The sequence below is a fragment of the Haladaptatus rarus genome (assembly GCF_054177585.1).
The window spans coordinates 1-16,891 of sequence record NZ_JBPEHG010000014.1; the positions used below are offsets into that span (position 1 = coordinate 1).

General features: G+C 54.8%; 15 protein-coding genes and 1 pseudogene. 7 read left to right on the top strand and 9 right to left on the bottom strand.

The genetic code is table 11. The annotated features are described in order from the left end of the window. The coding region (locus tag ACR3FE_RS21700; protein ID WP_472850192.1) for a transposase at positions 1-424 on the bottom strand (424 nt) is incomplete at its 3' end. Between the two features lie 427 nt (positions 425-851). Here ACR3FE_RS21700 and ACR3FE_RS21705 point away from each other — a divergent pair. After that, positions 852-1,529 carry an IS6 family transposase gene (locus ACR3FE_RS21705; RefSeq protein ID WP_458209766.1) on the top strand — a complete coding sequence of 226 codons (678 nt, stop codon included), beginning with the start codon at positions 852-854 and terminating at the stop codon, positions 1,527-1,529. 358 nt (positions 1,530-1,887) lie between these two features. Here ACR3FE_RS21705 and ACR3FE_RS21710 read toward each other — a convergent pair whose 3' ends face one another. Continuing rightward, the gene (locus ACR3FE_RS21710; protein WP_458209768.1) at positions 1,888-2,952 is read right to left on the bottom strand and encodes a hypothetical protein; all 1,065 of its coding nucleotides are present in this window, start codon (positions 2,950-2,952) and stop codon (positions 1,888-1,890) included. A 646-nt stretch (positions 2,953-3,598) separates the two neighbouring features. On the opposite strand from ACR3FE_RS21710, the pseudogene ACR3FE_RS21715 reads away from it, so the two are divergent. After that, a pseudogene (locus ACR3FE_RS21715) lies at positions 3,599-5,044 on the top strand (M12 family metallopeptidase). Between the two features lie 46 nt (positions 5,045-5,090). Beyond that, positions 5,091-5,450 carry a YbaY family lipoprotein gene (locus ACR3FE_RS21720; protein ID WP_458209769.1) on the top strand — a complete coding sequence of 120 codons (360 nt, stop codon included), beginning with the start codon at positions 5,091-5,093 and terminating at the stop codon, positions 5,448-5,450. Positions 5,451-5,522: 72 nt separating this feature from the next. Here the strand turns inward: ACR3FE_RS21720 and ACR3FE_RS21725 are convergent, their stop codons facing one another. Next, entirely contained in the window at positions 5,523-5,816 is a 294-nt protein-coding gene (locus ACR3FE_RS21725; RefSeq protein WP_458209770.1) for a hypothetical protein, read from the bottom strand. A 337-nt stretch (positions 5,817-6,153) separates the two neighbouring features. On the opposite strand from ACR3FE_RS21725, the gene ACR3FE_RS21730 reads away from it, so the two are divergent. Then, complete coding sequence (locus ACR3FE_RS21730; RefSeq protein ID WP_458209771.1) at positions 6,154-7,125, top strand: TackOD1 domain-containing metal-binding protein; 972 nt, start codon at positions 6,154-6,156, stop codon at positions 7,123-7,125. 54 nt (positions 7,126-7,179) lie between these two features. Here the strand turns inward: ACR3FE_RS21730 and ACR3FE_RS21735 are convergent, their stop codons facing one another. Next, complete coding sequence (locus tag ACR3FE_RS21735; protein WP_458209772.1) at positions 7,180-7,782, bottom strand: hypothetical protein; 603 nt, start codon at positions 7,780-7,782, stop codon at positions 7,180-7,182. 373 nt (positions 7,783-8,155) lie between these two features. On the opposite strand from ACR3FE_RS21735, the gene ACR3FE_RS21740 reads away from it, so the two are divergent. Then, entirely contained in the window at positions 8,156-8,713 is a 558-nt protein-coding gene (locus ACR3FE_RS21740; RefSeq protein WP_458209773.1) for a DUF2238 domain-containing protein, read from the top strand. A gap of 445 nt (positions 8,714-9,158) precedes the next feature. Further along, positions 9,159-10,130 (top strand): aldo/keto reductase, encoded by a 972-nt coding sequence (locus ACR3FE_RS21745; protein WP_458209774.1) that lies wholly within the window; start codon positions 9,159-9,161, stop codon positions 10,128-10,130. Positions 10,131-10,315: 185 nt separating this feature from the next. On the opposite strand, the gene ACR3FE_RS21750 is transcribed toward ACR3FE_RS21745, so the two are convergent. Further along, positions 10,316-11,344, bottom strand: a complete 1,029-nt coding sequence (locus ACR3FE_RS21750; RefSeq protein ID WP_458209776.1) for an LLM class flavin-dependent oxidoreductase — start codon at positions 11,342-11,344, stop codon at positions 10,316-10,318. A 351-nt stretch (positions 11,345-11,695) separates the two neighbouring features. Between ACR3FE_RS21750 and ACR3FE_RS21755 the strand changes: the two genes are divergently transcribed. Further along, on the top strand, positions 11,696-12,283 hold the full coding sequence (locus ACR3FE_RS21755) for a cupin domain-containing protein (RefSeq protein WP_458209778.1): 588 nt from the start codon (positions 11,696-11,698) through the stop codon (positions 12,281-12,283). Positions 12,284-12,574: 291 nt separating this feature from the next. On the opposite strand, the gene ACR3FE_RS21760 is transcribed toward ACR3FE_RS21755, so the two are convergent. From ACR3FE_RS21760 to ACR3FE_RS21775, 4 genes are all read right to left on the bottom strand, one after another. After that, positions 12,575-13,825, bottom strand: coding sequence for a hypothetical protein (locus ACR3FE_RS21760; RefSeq protein WP_458209779.1), 1,251 nt, complete (start codon positions 13,823-13,825; stop codon positions 12,575-12,577). A gap of 230 nt (positions 13,826-14,055) precedes the next feature. Continuing rightward, positions 14,056-15,186, bottom strand: coding sequence for a guanosine monophosphate reductase (locus ACR3FE_RS21765; protein WP_458209781.1), 1,131 nt, complete (start codon positions 15,184-15,186; stop codon positions 14,056-14,058). Between the two features lie 75 nt (positions 15,187-15,261). Further along, entirely contained in the window at positions 15,262-16,125 is an 864-nt protein-coding gene (locus ACR3FE_RS21770; protein WP_458209782.1) for a DUF2250 domain-containing protein, read from the bottom strand. 135 nt (positions 16,126-16,260) lie between these two features. After that, complete coding sequence (locus ACR3FE_RS21775) at positions 16,261-16,749, bottom strand: hypothetical protein (RefSeq protein WP_458209783.1); 489 nt, start codon at positions 16,747-16,749, stop codon at positions 16,261-16,263. Positions 16,750-16,891 lie beyond the last annotated feature (142 nt).

Consider the following 16,891-nt stretch of genomic DNA (forward strand, 5'->3'; position numbering starts at 1 on the left):
TCGCTTTCAGTGTTTGAACGCGATAATTCGTCCGGCGGCAGTAGTGCTTGCTGGCGTTCTCGCGGTCGAAAAACGTGGCGTCGATGGCGGCGTGGCCCGAGAGGTCGTGCAGCTGCGCCTGTCGGCGCAGCAGCACTCGCCAGACCTTCATTTTGAACCTCTCAAACGCCTTAACCAGCGTTGAGTGGTCAGGGAGATCGCCCTCGTCGAGGCCGATCTCCCCGCAAATATGCGGCATCTCGCTCAGCAAATCGAGTGTGTTGCGGTACGATTCATCGAGGTAAACCCGCAGACAATGCAGCGAGACGAGGGCGTAGTCGGCGAAGCCGCCACCCCCTTCGGGGGCGGCGACTTCGCCTCGCCCACCAACAGCATTTTTAGCCAACGTGACCGCTTTGCTCGTGAAGCGGGAGATTTTCGACATAGGCATCGACGGTTTCCCGCTTCACTTCCCTAGCTCTAACGGTCGAGATCGACGCAGTCTAGTGATTCACCAGAGCCCTTTAGCTGGAATTCAACAACCTGGTACTCGTCAGCGTCGAGACCAATATCGGTTTCAAAGATAGTGCGATTTGACCCAAACTGAGGAAGAGAGCAACCTGCGAGTGAATCGCCTCGGGGTCAAGCCCCGGGGCATTCTCCTATACCGCCTGTAAAACACTCGCGAAGACGATGACTTCTCGCCGAAAGAGTAGATGAGACATGGCCGGTGAGAAGAATTTTGTAGAGATAGATGCACCGACAGAACGACCGAAGCGGTAGATGCATGCAAATTGAAAATTCCCAATAAAGGCACTGTCTAGTTGAGCCAACTTGAGGAATGAGCAGGTTGTTGAGTAACTTGCCTAGAGATGCTCGCAAACCTGCTCAATGAAGACCTAGACGCGGATGTAGAAGAAACTTGGGAGAACGAGCGGACGGCGACGCCCGTCAGGGCGTTCGCCGTCCGTCTCCATGCGACCGGTTGTTCGCTCAGGGAGACAAAAGCAATTTTAGGGATTTTCGACGTAGAACGGTCACATCAAGCGATTTTTCAGTGGGTGTATCGGCTGGCTGACAGCGTCTCCGACCCGCCGTCGGCGACGCCGACGCGGGTCGCGGTAGACGAAACCGCTGTCAAGATTAACGGCGAGTGGTCTTGGGTGTACGCTGCAATAGATACTGAAACAAAGCTGCTGCTCGGTATCGACGTGTTTGATCGGCATGGCACTGATCAAGCGGCTGCGTTCCTCTCTGATTTGGCCGAGAAACACGATCTCTCGGATGCAGTGTTTCTCGTCGATGGCTACGGATATCGGACTGCCCTCTTTCGAATTGGATTGAGCGGTCGGCTCAACTACACAGAGCGAAACCTGATCGAAAAATGGTTTCACACGCTCAAACAGCGCATCGACCGCTTTTATACGTCGTGGGTAGGCAGTCAACCGAGCGTCCAGCAGTGGCTTGAACAATTTGTGCATTACTATAACCATCAGAGACCCCACCAATCGCTCGACAATCGAACACCTGTCGAGGAGGAGCTAAACTAGACAGTGCCCAATAAAGAAAGTGCCACATGAGTATGACTAGCAGTACTGACCAATATCACTGACTAGTAACACTCACAAGACACGCGGCGAAATCCACACGACGAACCGCCCTTCAGACGGAAGACTCCTCTCTACCATCGGCTGCACTGGCGGCGCGGGTGTTCGTGCCTCTGGTCATAGGTACAAGACTCCACGCTGCTTTGGTCAGAAGGGTCCAAATCGTTAGTTTCGAGGCAGTCAGGGCGGTGCGTACGCGTCTCGTATTCAGCACGTCGAATCGACCTGCCCATCTCTAAGGATCGCAAGAGAGCCGGAGAAACGACGACTATGGCATCTACAGATTCGAGGCACTTCACTGCTATGTTATTAGCACATTCCCTTCGATAGAATTTAAAGCTTTTACGAGGAGCCGATCCGAAAATCCCGCTGTGAATGCTACCGCCATGACGAAGAGGGCAGAGAGTTGCAGTTGATTGGGAAGGAGAAGACCGGACAGAAGCACGGTATAGAGGAAGGCAGCAGCGGTTCCACCGATCAGTATTCGTGCATAAATGACTTCGTCTACGATCTGAAATTCCTCATCCGGCATCCGTGGCCCTGTGTGAGCAGACATATCATAGTATTTTAATAGATTACTGATTACGGCTCCAAAAATACCGACAAAAACCACGTAGACATAGAGTAAAAACCCATCCACTTTGGCAACTGATTCGGTTCGCGAGATGCCTTCTAGCGGAAAGCCCTCGATCGGAACGTTGAGATCATAGTTGAGTTCGAGAATGGCAACGAGTACAAGCAACGAAACGAGTAAAAACACCAGGAGACGATTCAATTTGCGAAGGATTCGTTCAAGCACCGTTATTGATTCATAATTCATAATGTACTCATCGTGGAGAAGTCGACTGGCGTTATCTAAGACGTAGAGATTCACGTCCTGTTTACGCTGATCTTCAGGGGTTCGGATCATATTCCGAATTTTTTCCCGTACATCTGGTTGCTCTAAGCCATCGATTTGAGCCCACAATCGGTCGGCAGCCGCTTGAAGTCTCGTCGGACTACTCTTGGTCGTGAGCGTTCCCCCGTTTGCCGTCATCTGATCTGTGCGCAACTCCGCGTCTCCACGGTTACTCACGTCCAAAGAGTCTAGTTTCGCTAAGATAGGATACTGTCGCCGAAGTGCAGCATAGAAATACCGTAAAAAAGTGAGCTCATCGTTCGTTTCGAGCGCAACGTTTGCATTCTCCAGCAATGATTCCGCAATTTCGAAGTGGGTTTTCATCACTTCGTCGTTTTCATAGTCATATCTCGCTTTGAGCGACTCTTTATATTCTTTTAATTCATGTTTGTAAATGGTTGATGTAGTATTGTAATCGATTTCCTCTCGAACCTGTCCTTCTGACAGTTCTTTGTCCGGAGGAGTCATTTTGTTTCTCAATATCAAATCAATCTAGTTCTACATGAACTACATTCATCGTTTACAATGTTTATACCGCTTCTCGAAACCTGAGAAACATGACAACCAACCATTAGAACGGCAGGGTGATCAGTAAAGCACCATTTGACATCTCCCTTATTAGTTAAATCAAATAATTTATTTACGTGCTGTATCCTGCAAATCAACCCTAATTTTCAGATTTCTTATTAAAATGACTAACTTATCAGTTATGCAATTTATGAGTTCGTTAGGGGGAGATGCAGGAATACTCGACGTGAGCTTTCGATTCGAACCGCTACGCCTCAACCCAAACCCACAGAAATTTGCGGACAATATGTCAGTAAGGACCGGCCCGAAAACCCCAACTGAGGTTTCTCTCTGACGTGCTAGCCAATATCAATGTACGCCAGCGTTGAACACGCGACTGATGATGGAAGAAGAACCCACCATAGACGATCAGATACGTGATGAGATTCAAGATATCGAAGCCAGTCAGGGTGAATTAAGAGTCTCGAACAGCACTAATCGAGCGTACGTTTCTGGTTTAAACTTCATCAATAAACCCATCACATATGCAGAAGTGGACGGTGATGCGGTTTTCGACGGTGACATCCTCTTGGGCTCTGTCGAGGAGATGGAAGAGAACAGACAGTCGATCGAATCTCCTGGCGATATCGAATCTATCGTCGCACGCGGTGTGTTCGTACCTGATGCGAGATTTCGCTGGCCAAGTGGAGTTGTGCCGTTCGTCATCAATAACAACCTGCCAAATCAGCAGCGTGTAACTGATGCTATCGAACAGTGGGAGGAACATACCAATATTCGCTTCAAGCAACGTGATTGCGAGGATAATTACGTCGAATTCGTAAAGGGAACGGGATGCTCCTCGTTCGACGGAATGATAGGGGGGCGGCAGGTGATCGAATTAGCGGATGGCTGTACCACGGGGAGTACGATCCACGAAATTGGACACGCCGTTTGCCTCTGGCACGAGCAAAGTCATGAAGACCGAGACCGTTACATCTCGATCAATTGATCAAATATCCAACCTAATCTACGGTCGCAGTTCAATCAACATATAACCGATGGAGATGATTTGGGACCGTACGATTACGATTCGATAATGCATTATCCCGAGTGGGCGTTCGCTATCGATTCATCGAAGCCAACCATTCTCTCACCACAACCAATCGGTCAAAGAAACAGACTGAGCGCCTATGACATTCGAACAGTGAATACGATGTATCCCCGAAAAACCACACTTGGGGATACCAGTAACAAGGGTCCGGTATTAGCGGATCGAAACGGGAGTTTACTACTTGGTTGGACTGGAACCGGCGATAATCAATTGAATTTCATGCGGTCCTCGGATGGCGTGAATTTCGCAGACAAGGTCACCCTGAGTGAGACATCACCGGATGCGGTGGACGTAACGGTCTACAACGATCGGTATATCGTCGCCTGGACAGGAACCGGCAATAATCGGTTGAATATCATGCAGTCGAATGATGGGAATAACTGGCACGACAAGGTGACCCTGAATGACACGACCGAAAGTTCGCCAAGCGTAGCCACGTTTGGGCCGTATCTCTATCTCGCCTGGCGTGGTGTTGGAAACAACTGGTTGAACGTCATGCGTAGTACTGATGGTCGAAACTGGTCGCACAAGCAAGTCATCAGAACCGATACGACGAATTCGGGACCATCGATAGTCTCTCACCAAAGAAGACTCCTCATCGCCTGGCGTGGTGTTGGGAACGACCGGCTTAACGTCATGCGGAGTCACAATGGAACGACCTTCCACGGCAAAACAACCCTCTCAGAGACTACGATCTCGAAGCCCCAGTTGCATGCCCACGGTGAGAGGGTATATTTGTGCTGGCAAGGAGTTGGTAATAATTATTTGAATCTCATTCCGAGTCGGGATGGAATCGATTGGCATGGGAAGATTACATCCGGTGAGACCTGCATCGACGGACCAGCCCTTGGGACGCTTGATCCACCAGGTGATGAAACGCGGATGCTCTGGAGCTGGACTGGCACCGATTCCCAGCATCGGCTCAATGTGGGACTGATCTGATCGCGGTGCCGAAAACCGCTTTCGCGATGGAGACTTAGCACGAAACATGACTGACCCACTCGTGAGCGGGAAAATCATCTTCGAACCAGTCACCCCCCACCTCGCCGGTGCCACGATCCATATCCGCTTAGAAGACGTTAGCATCGCAGACAAGGCATCTGAAACCATCTCTGAACAGACACTGTCCGACGTGACAGACGATATGATCGAACAGGATGGAATCCCCTTCGAACTCTATGGGCAACTTCCAGACGACAAGGCGCGCTACATCGTAAGTGTCCACGTTGATTCGAATGACAACGGAGAAGTGAGTCAGGGAGATTTCATCACCACAGAGAGTTATCCCGTTCTCACGTTCGGAAATCCTGATTCTTTAACCGTTCGTGTTCAGCGTATCGAGCAGTGATGTCAGGTGTCCCTAGTTCGAGTGAGGGGTGGTCGGTAGTCTGACCGCGTCATCCCTGATATTGTCCCAGTATCAAGCTCTGTGCGATTCGAGAATCTCGAATACTTTCTTTCCTTTTCGGGTTGCAGACTCGGATAGCGGTGCAACCCGATAGGCAAGTTCAGTTTGTTGCTCCTCACTGGGTGTCGAGTGTTCATCAAGAATCGCGACCAACATTCCATGGCTCGTCCGTAACAGTATCCCACTCTCAGTGTCCGAAGCTCTCAACCCTTTCAACGTTTGCTGGACAAGTTCGTGAGCTTCATTCGGCTCGATGGCGAGCTGGACTGTTTCAAATTCGGGCCGCTCTCGAGTAGTTGTCGTCATGCTTCGTCACCTCCGGTGTGTTCTTTTCTACAACCATTAATCATATAAAACTGTGTCCGCGCGTTCTCTATAGGCGCAGCTAAAAACGAATGGAGGTATTAGTGTGACTGATGAGCGGATTCAAAGGTGGATAACAAACTCAGAATTAGAGTATTAGTCGTTGAGTGACGTGACGAGGAGTAGTTTTTCGTCGGTAACTCACTCGAATTTCGTTTTCGTTCGAGACATCGCTTGTACCATATCCCTACTACCCAAGCCAAGGTCAGTAGTTGGATGATAATTAAATAGCGGTCTACTGTTTTTGCATTGCATGGCTTCACCGGGGACAGTCCGATTGATGACCGACCTGAGGGATGACTCGTTGGATGGGATTCATCCGACCCTCGACATCGAGACAGGCCAAGTCACATATCCTGAAGCGACGGCTCGTCTCGACGAACGTGACGGCTCTGCCTTCGAAGTGTTGGAAACACTCGCAAAACAAGACCGGCTTTATCGAGAGTTTCAAGAGAAACAGTACATCTGTCCGCAGTGCGAGACGAAGGGGATGCAGTATACGTCCGCCTGTCCGTCCTGTGCCTCTCCACAGACGATTCGGACGGAGCGATATCGTCATGGAGAGTGCGGTCACGAAGGGACACAGGAGCAGTTCCTCGATGATGATGGTGATGATGGCATCATTTGTCCAGAGTGTGAGATGTCTCTCGAATCGCTTGGATATCTGTCATCAGATCCCGTCCACGTCTGTGAAAAATGTGATAGAATCTTTGATAAGGCGGATCACCGACTCCGGTGTCGGAACTGTCACCTCGTCGCCCATCCGAGGCGAACGACCGAACGAATCCTCTATCAATATTATCTCACCGACCAAGGGGTAAGGTGGGTCGAAGAGCAACTGACCGCACGGGAGGCGGCAGTCAAGACACTTGAAAGCAGGACCCTGCAGACGCAGATAGACACAACGGTGCCCAACAGTTCGGGTGAGGATGTTCCGGTTCACATCTATGCGCAGGATGAACTGTTAGATGACCACATCGTCGCAGCAGTACACGAACTACCGGACGAGAGTGATATTACAAAGCTTCTCACGATCGCGTTGGATGTGGACGCACGTGCACTGTTGATCACGACGTCTGGAAACGTCGTCGGAGAAGAGATCGAGCAGCTCGTCTCCGACGATCGGCTGACGATCCTTCGGTCGACGAAAGACGGGGCGCTCCAACGTGGATTCGAAATCATCTCTGATCCAACCGCTCGAAACTCATTCGTCGGGCGTATCGCCAACATCTTCAAACCGCAGACCGGGTAGTCCATCGCGAGAGTCCTGGTCCATCGGGTATAGTTCTGAGTCATACTGTGTTCTTCACCCTGAGCCATACTGTGTACCAGTCACACGTTCTGAACTGGTGTCGACGGGAGTGTAATCCACCACCTGTCGGGCACGGGTTTCGATCTCCTTGTCTAGTTTCCGCATGAATTCGTCGACGGTATTCCCCATCAGCATCACCGGTCGCGTCGGGGACAGCAACTCGTCGAGCACATGTCTCGGATCACTATCCGTCTCGAATTCGGTCACCGCGAAGCGAGCCGCTCGGGCGAAGGCCATACCGTCACGACCCGAAACGAATGCGTGGTCGATGATGCCCCGCTTTGCGAGATGATCGAGATAAGAGACGAACGACGCCGTGCGACCGCGTCTATCCCGCCGAAGAAACACGAACGGCGTGATCCGATCCGAACCCGGGAGTGCCTGCCGTACCGCCTCGGTGCTTTCGACGTCGTTGACTTCAGCCGCATTGTAGATATTGCCCTCTTGGAGGTGCACCCACGTCGGTTGTATCTGTTCGAGGTAGACGTTGAGCTCCGGGGAGGCTACTGGGGGTTGGCCGAGGGTTTCCAGGACATGATTCACTGCATGGACGGTTTCGGCTCCGAGAAGTCCCTGGTGGTGGCTGGGAATCTCCACCTGTTCGTTCGTGGAGCCGACTCGGGTGATCTCTTCTTCGAGATACTCGTGGATGATCGGATGTTGCTCACCACTGACGACGTGCGCGCCTGGCGGTATCGACCTGGCGAACGAGCGTGCGATCTCGACTCACCGCCCATCGATCTTGACGACGTCGATACCGATGTCGTACTCACTCGATATCCGACAGGGTCGCCTTGTGTATCGACGATTCGTGATGGACGGTTTCGAAACCGAGTTCGCCGCAGCGACCCGAAAAACTACTCCGCTTGATTTCCACTAGTATCCAATCGAACGGAACGACTGGAGAGCGAGCCGATTTCCCGGGTACTCATGTTCCAGTAGACGAATCTGGTAGGTGACTTGGCCTCCAATGAATTCAATCGAACGTGATGTCGAGCGCGGTATCAGGTACGCGACTATCGCTGTGTTCGTCGTCGGCATTCGCCGATGGAACCCGAGTGTGTTGGTGAATGCCGTCGTCGCGTTTGTGGGTACCTACTTTCCAGATATCGTTGAACGTCGATACGATGTCGAATTCCGGTCGTGGCAACGCGTCTACATGGAGATTGCGATGCTTACCCACGCGGTCGGAATGCTCGGACCATACGAAGACATCTGGTGGTGGGATCACCTTACGCATACACATTCCGCAACCATCCTCGCCAGCTTCGTATACGCTGCTTCGCGCCGCCGAGGCTGCGACCCACGTCCGCGTGTCCTGGCTACCGTCGTCTTCATAGGTGTTCTTTGGGAGGCCATGGAGCACATCATTCATGCGGTTGCTGAGAGACTCGGATTCGAACCACTGCTCATCCCCTATGGCAAGTCAGACACGTTCTTCGATATCATCTTCGACCTTGGTGGAGCACTACTCGTGCTCGCGTTCGGCGATACGCTTCTCGAGAACGTCACAGATCCAACCGCCTAATTTGACACCCTGACACTGGGTCGAAATCCACATTGCTGAGATGCGTTGTCGGATGATGATCGATATCGAGCCGTATTTTCCGCAATTTATTCTTCGAAATATTAGAAAGAGGACGTTTTTTCAGCACCTGAGAATCGGGAGAGGCTTTGGAGACTGCTCGAATTCGTGAACCGCCTCGGGGTCACGCCCCGAGGCACTCGGCCTGTTCCGCCTGTAGAGTCCGGGTTCCCACGTTGAACGCATTCGGCAAGAGGTTCAAAAGCAACCGCCTCATCTCGATCGAAAACAGAAACTCAATTCCATTAGTCATCACGACAAGAAATCACCAGGTATTCGTCGCATCGAACGGCGTTGTCTTCACCATTCCATTTTCACATACGGCTTACGAACCGGCAAAGAGGACGGCCTGACGTACTTTTTTGACCTACCTGCGTGATGGTATTGCATGGAGTATACAACCTTCGGACAGACCGGGATGACGGTGAGTGAACTTTGTCTCGGCGGTATGAGCTTCGGAACGGATTGGAACGACTGGACGCTCGACCGCGAGGAGAGCAGAGAACTTATCGAACGCGCTATCGACCTTGGCATCAACTTCTTCGACACCGCCAACGTCTACTCGTACGGCGAGTCCGAGGAGATCCTGGGAGAAGTTCTCTCGGACTACGACCGCGACGAATTCGTCGTCGCCACCAAGGTCTACGGGGAAATGGACGAGGACGACCCGAACTCGGGTGGTCTCTCGCGAAAGACTATCGAACAAGAACTCGACAACTCCCTTGACCGACTCGGAATGGACACGGTGGACCTCTACCAGATTCACCGCTGGGACTACGAGACACCCATCCAGACGACGCTCCGTGCTCTTGACGATGCAGTTCGACGAGGGATGGTAAGACACATCGGCGCGTCCTCGATGTGGGCATATCAGTTCGCCGAGGCCCTCTCGACGTCCGAGCATCTCGGTCTTGACCGCTTCGTCTCGATGCAGAATCTCTACAATCTCACCTACCGGGAAGAAGAACGTGAGATGCGCCCACTGTGTGAGAAAGAAGATATCGCCGTGATGCCATGGAGTCCGCTCGCCGCCGGGTTCCTCACGCGCCCACACGAGGAGTTCGCCGGGACGACCCGTGGCGAACACGAAGCATCCCTCGAACGTGGCTATCTGCAAGGCGGCGGCCCCGACATCAACGAGCGTGTGCAAGAACTCGCAGACGAGAAGGGCGTAAAGATGGCACAAATTGCCCTCGCGTGGCAATTCCACAAGGAGTGGGTGACGACCCCCATCGTCGGTACGTCGAGCATCGAGCACCTCGAAGATGCTGTCGAAGCCCTCGACATCGACCTCACGGACTCAGAGATGGAGTACCTCGAAGAGCCGTACCAGCCCATTCCCGTTTCCGGTCACGAGTGAGTGCGAAGGTGCGGATCGATCTCCCGACATAGCACGATGATTCACTGATCGGCGTTGATCTCTCTCGACGAGACAGCGCAAACGTCGAGTCTACCATTCTCTTTGCGCATCATACTGGAAGAAGGACATTCTGCCCAGTGTAAACGGTCGTGTGGGTGTGTACATTCATCGGAGGTGTACATTCGTCAGTCAGGTGTGAGTCCGATGCCGTCGGCCAGTAATTCGTGGGAGCGGAGCGCGTCCTCGTGGTCGGCGACCGCGTGCTGGATCATGACTTCGTCGACGCCCACACGGTCAGCGAGTTGCTCCAAGACATCGGCGAGCGTGTCGGGACTGCCGGAAATCGCTCGCGGCCACTCGTCGGAATCGAGCGTGGCCGGGGTCAACTCGGGAACACCGCCGAGTTCGTCGATGGCCTCCTCGATAGACGGCCTGGTGCCGACTTCTCCACGTTGCATTCGCTTATACGACGCTTCAGCCACCGCTCGAAGCCGCGCCGCCTCTTCGTCGGTCTCAGCACAGACTGCGTTCACCGCGACGATTCCCTCCGGCTCGTCGATACTGCCAGCCAACCGTGACGGTTGGAAGTGCTCACGATACTCCTCGAATGCATGTGTGGCGAACTGTGGTCGAATGAACGCCGCGAAACAGTATCGCAATCCGAGTTCACCTGCGATAGCCGCGCTCGATGGACTCGAACTGAGCACCCACGGAACGGGCTCGTCCTCCCCCGAACGCGGAATTTTCAGGTCGCTGTACTCGTGCTCGTCGGGGTAGTCGTCGTAGAGGTGATTAACGACGGCTTCGATTTTCTCGGCGTGGTCCTCGTCGGGATTCTGGACGTGTCGTTTCGTTCCGAGAGCACGGTCGCTGGCCGGCGAACCGTTCGCCCGTCCGAGACCCGCATCGATTCGTCCGGGTGCGAGCGCATCGAGCGCACCGAACGCTTCAGCGACTTTGAACGGACTGTAGTGGTTGAGCAACACCGCTCCCGAACCGAGCCGAATCGAATCGGTTTCGGCGGCGAGATGGCCGAGCAGTACCTCGGGCGTCGTCCCCGCGAGGGTGTCCGCCATCCCGTGGTGTTCTGCTACCCAGAATCGCGAGTAACCGAGCCGCTCGGCCTGTTGTGCGGTTTCGACGGTATTCGCGTAGGCATCGACTGCGGTGCCACCGTCGGGAACTGGTGAGAGATCGACGACGGAGAGTTCCATATCCGGTCTCGGGGACTGCGAAAGATAACGGTTGGGCTATCAGCAGTCTCTTGATTGTCGATTCAAGCTGGTTACCGAGTTCAGGAACCACCTACTAGCAGTATTGTCGCTTGCCTATCTGGTTCGATAATATTACCAGACTCAAACACACCTTACCGCAGTTATTGTGATGGTTCACGGTTACTACCACTAGATTCCAGATATTTCAATCAGCGGTTCTTACCACCCTGTTGTTTCAGCACTCTGAACAAAAAATTCATGCGAAACATATCAACAATGCTGATGGTTTATGCAACCTCGGGTTGGAGGGACAGAGGCAGCTAGACAACTGCAAAACCGGAGAAGGAAACCATGACACCGGCAACGGAGAACCGGGTAGAGGAACCAGCGGATCGAACGAGCGGCGATTGGCCTAGCGTCGGGCGGCGCCCACTCCTGAAAGCGGTCAGTGCTGGCGCTGCGCTCTCGATGGGTAGTAGCGTCGTAACTGCCGACGATGCTGAGGTCGACGAAGGATTGGTCGACCAGGCGGAAGGTTTCGAGGCTGAAGTGGTCGCCCCCCATGCGACCTTCCCCGACGACGTGGCCGCGTCCTTTGGCGTCGCCTATCAGGACGGTGATACGGAATTGGCATTCGTTCCCGATGCATCAACCGTCGTCATCGTCAGGGCACGCTTCGAGCCGGGAGGGACGAGCGGCTGGCACACCGACGTAGGTCCGGCCCTCCTCAGCGTCGTCGAAGGCGAAGTCGACGTCGGCTTCGAGGAGGGGTGTGCCACCCAGACCTACGCGGCAGGCGAGGCAATCCTCATCACTGGAAGGGGCGCCGATATAGTTGAAAACGCGAGCGACACCGAACCAGCGATGACATACGTGATCTTCCTCGGAGTACCCGATGGTGAGTCACCGACGAATCCCGTCGAGCCGCCAGACTGTTGAGAACCCGACCACGACGTGTTGGGGCTGAGATCCGCCCCCAATGGGTGGGTCTCTCCAGCAACGCAGGGCGAGTTACGAGAGGTGCGTACATTGGCTGTTCAACTGGTTCACTGGGTTCTGAGTCTGTCGCCAGCTTTCGTGTTAGCCGATAACGAGCATCTGGAAGGATGTGTGATTCGCGGGGAATAGAGAGAATGTACGCAGTACGTCCGCGCGAACACATACAAAGTCAATATTTCAACAGCGCCTTCCCTATCGGAGAGTCCGAAACTTCTCGATGAGCACGGTGAACTACGGTTCCCACAACGTGGCGCGCGGATACCCATCTGCCGTTCGGCTATATCCGACGACCTGACCCCGCTCGTTGATATCCGTGGCGTAGCTGTAGTTGCCCCCGAGCGTACCGAGGTCTCGCATCCCCTCGTCTTCCGACCAGATGAACGCGTGGCGGGTTCCGTCCGCCGTTTGACTCGTGCCCACGACCTGACAGCGGTTGTTGATGGCCGTGGCTCTGCTGACGTTGCCGCCAAGTGTCCCGAGGCTTCGCATCCCCTCGTCGTCCGACCAGATGAATGCGCGATAGCCCTCGCTTGCACTACTGTCGCCAACGACCAGACCGCTATCGTTGACGCCCGATGCACTGCTATTGGGTCCACCGAGCGTGCCAAGTTCTCGTGGGCCCTCATCTTCCGTCCAGATGACCGCCCGTTCGGGATCACCATCGAGGAAATCCCACGTCGTTACGGCGACCTGCCTACTGTTATTTACGTCCTCGGCGTGGTGAGTCATGGTCCCGGGACCGAATTCGATAGAGCGCGCGCCCTCTTTCTCTGACCAGATGAACGCTTCGGTGTCGTCTTCACCAAAATAGTGGTTGTTTCCGACGATATCCCCTCGGTCGTTGTTAGCTGTGGCTTCACTGGATTCGCCGGTAGGGCGGATATCACGCATCCCCTCGCGTTTAGACCAGCGGATTGCGTGATTCGGATAGACTTCTAGCTGAGTTCCGAACTGGGTATCCCAGATATCGGTCACTCGACTCGCGCCCACGACCTGACTGCGACCGTTGATGTCGGTAGCAGTACTTCTCGGCGTATTCACCGACCGTACGGTATCGTCGGTAAGCGTGCCGAGGTCTTGCATGCCGTCCTTCTTCGACCACAGGAATGCGTGCTGGATCAGATCGTCTCGCTGGCTAACTCCGACGACGCTCCCACGTCTGTTGATACCCGTCGCGGTGCTCTCGGCACCACCGAGGGTGCCGAGGTCGGTCGCGGAGTACGCCGCGTCCGGTTTCTTCGCATTCGACGTGGGATTCTGGGAGCTCCCGACGACGCCGCGGGGGGAGCGACCACTCGCTGGCTGACTGAAAGCGGATACGCTAGCGAACGTTCCGACTCCACCGATACTGGTGAGAAAGCGGCGGCGGTCGGGCTGGAGTCCGTACCCATCCGGTGGGACGTACGCGGTGGCGTCTCGTTCTTCGGGGGGTTTCGAACAGTTGGTGTCGGATTGTTCCGTGTCGTCTTTTTGCGAGGCCATCACGTCCTACGAAATTCGATGTCTAATTCATTCTATTGGCCTTCTAGTTATGTAAGATTACTATCTAACGATTAGTTATGTATGATTAATATCCAACGATGGGAACGTGTGATGCAGGTCGGTGTAGCGACCCCCGTCGACTCGCTGTGACACCACGTCGATGGAGATGGTCGATCGTCAGTCGTCCTCGATTTCGGTCGTGGACGTATCTGAGGGTGGCGGTCTCGAAATCAGTCGTCGCTCTCGGCAGCGGCGTTCGCGAGCTCGTCATCAGTCCCCACGTCGGCCTCGTCGATTCTCGTCACCTCGCTGTCCACGCTGACTCCCTCCCAGTCGTGGTCGGTGTGGTATCCCTCGCGTTCTTTCGCACTCGGGGCGACGCGGATGAACTCGGCCTTCTCACGCGCCGCTGGAATCGTGTGACCACCACAGTATGAAAGCCCGGACTGAATGCCCGCGCAGAACTCCTTGACGACGGTCGCAACCGACCCCTTGTATGGTGTCAGCGCCTCTACGCCCTCGTCGGCTCGAACGTTGTTCTCCTTGTCGTCGCGTTCGTCGGCGGCAGCGGTGGTCGCCATCCCTCGGGAACGCTTGTATCGCGTCCCGTTGACTTCGACCATCGCACCGGGCGCTTCATCGGTGCCGGAGAAGAGACTCCCGAGCATCACCGTGTCTGCCCCGGCCATCAGCGCCTTCACTGCATCACCCGAGGTCCGGATGCCACCGTCCGCGCAGATGGTGATGCCAAGTTTTTCAGCGGCTTCTGCACAGTCGTCGACAGCAGTCAATTGCGGGACACCAGCGCCGGCGACTTTTCGGGTGGTACAGTGGGAACCTGGGCCGATGCCGACCTTGACACAATCAGCGCCAGCAGCCGCGAGGTCTTCGACCCCGGACGGTGTCGCAACGTTGCCAGCGACGAGCCCGATGTCAGGGAACTGTTCGGAGAGCGTCTCGACAGCGTCGAGCGTTCGTTCGAGGTGGCCGTGAGCTACGTCGACCACGAGTGCGTCCACGCCCGCTTCGACCAACAGAGCACAGCGTTCGACGTAGTCCTCGTTGATACCGACTGCGGCGCCGACTTGTTCGTCAGCAGCTTTGACGTCCGCAACCTGCTCAGCTTGTTCCTCGGGCGGTAAGAATCGGTGGATGACACCGAACCCCCCTGCCCGCGAGAGTTCGGTCGCGAGAGCGGCCTCTGTCACGGTGTCCATGGCGGCAGAGACGAGCGGCGTGTCTATCTCGATACCTGGCGTCAGATTCGTGGTAAGGTCGACGTTACTGCGGCTGTCGACTGGCGAGCGCTTCGGAACGAGGAGCACGTCGCCATAACTCAACCCCGTGCGTAGGTCGTTCATAACCCCTACACTTTAACCGCCCCCGGACAATAAGCCTCTCGGCTTGCCGGGAAGAGGCGAACAACCGCGGGTCGCTCACTCCTCGAGTTCTCGCAGCAACTGCTCAGCGACTGACGTGGTCACATAATATGTGTGTTTGCGGTGTGTCTCGTCCTTGGGCTTCAACTTCCGTTCACTCTGCTTGATCGTGCCGCCCTCGTAGGTCGTCACGAGGCCAACGCGCTGAAGCGCTCGATAGAGATGCCGAACGAACTCGAAGTCCATCTCGAGTTCGTCAGCGGTCATCCGTGGGTAATCTGGACCGCCACGTGCCAGTCGCTTCGCAATTACCTGTCCATCTTGGAGATGCCGGAGAACGTTCAGCTTCCCCTCTCGCTCCGTCAGGAATCGAAGGAGATGGTCACCCTGCTGCGAGAGCCGGTAGTAGGTGTGGTGCTGACGGACTTCCTCAGCCTGCTTCGCTTTTACCTGTCGCTGTTTGACCGTTCCCGACTCGATTCGTTCGAGTATGCCAGCGGTCTCCATCTCCGCACAGAGATCTTCGACATGACCTCGCTCGGCGTCGAGATGCCCTGCCATCGACCGCGGGTAGTTTCCCCCAACCCGCTTGAGGTGATAGCAGATGAGATACGCGACGGGGTCTGCCGGAAGCGGCGCGAGTTGCCCGACGATCGCCCGCTGACGTTCGAGTTCAGCCTCCAATTTCGAGGCTTGTTCGTAGCGACGTTGAGCGTTCTCTGCCGCGCTCGCGTCCAGGTTCAGTACGATGTCGATCGACTCCCCCTGGGGCGTCTTGAGGCTCAGTTCGAGTTCGCGGTCGTCCCAGTGGTCGCCAGCCTGACTATGCGCTTGCTCAAGGGCCTCGTCGACGTGCTGGATACGAGTGAGAATAGTGTCGGCTTCTTGGCGGAGTTCGTCGACCTCTGCCTGGGAGACCATGCTGGTTGCCCAGTACACGCTACTTCCGTATGTATCTACAGCTTAAGCAGGCCAAGTGCCCCGGGGGGTGACTCCGAGGCTGTTCACAGGCTGTGCTGGTGAATTCGCCGCCAATTTGAAAAGAGGTATCGTCGTTCACGTTGGCTGTGCTTCTCCTGCTTTCGTTAGGGTTTGCGATCGGATGACTCCGTAGGTCACGCCGAGCACGATGCCGTAGACGAGGTGTAAGGTGAACTCCATCACCGGGAGGAACGGAAACGGCAGATCCGCTGCACCGACTGCACCTGCCCAGAGCGGGAGAACCACTCCAGCGGTGACGAATGTCATCGCAAATCCGTAGATGGCACCGAGTATCCCCACCTTCGGGATCGTGTTCGCGTAATCTTTCACCTGTGGTCGCGTGATGATCGCGACGAAGATGAGTGCGAACACCACACTGTGGAATAAGTGCGCCACCCATCCGGCGAGCACGGTCGGCTGGCCGTACAGCCCGCCGATAATCGGCATCGCTGTTCGCATCAGATATCCCATGATGAGGCCTGCAAACAGGCCACTGACGATCGCAGGTACCCAGAACTGCCAAGTTCTGTATTGGGTTCGTGTCGTTGTGGTCGTTTCTGGCATTGTCTCCCAACCTCCACGATTAAATATGATATTAGAGAGCATATAGTGTGCCAATGATTCTCATACACTGGGAACAATTACTGGCACTCTTTTTTGGAAAATCTGAAAATTCCGGAGCGTCACTCGACGGTCCGACCAATCC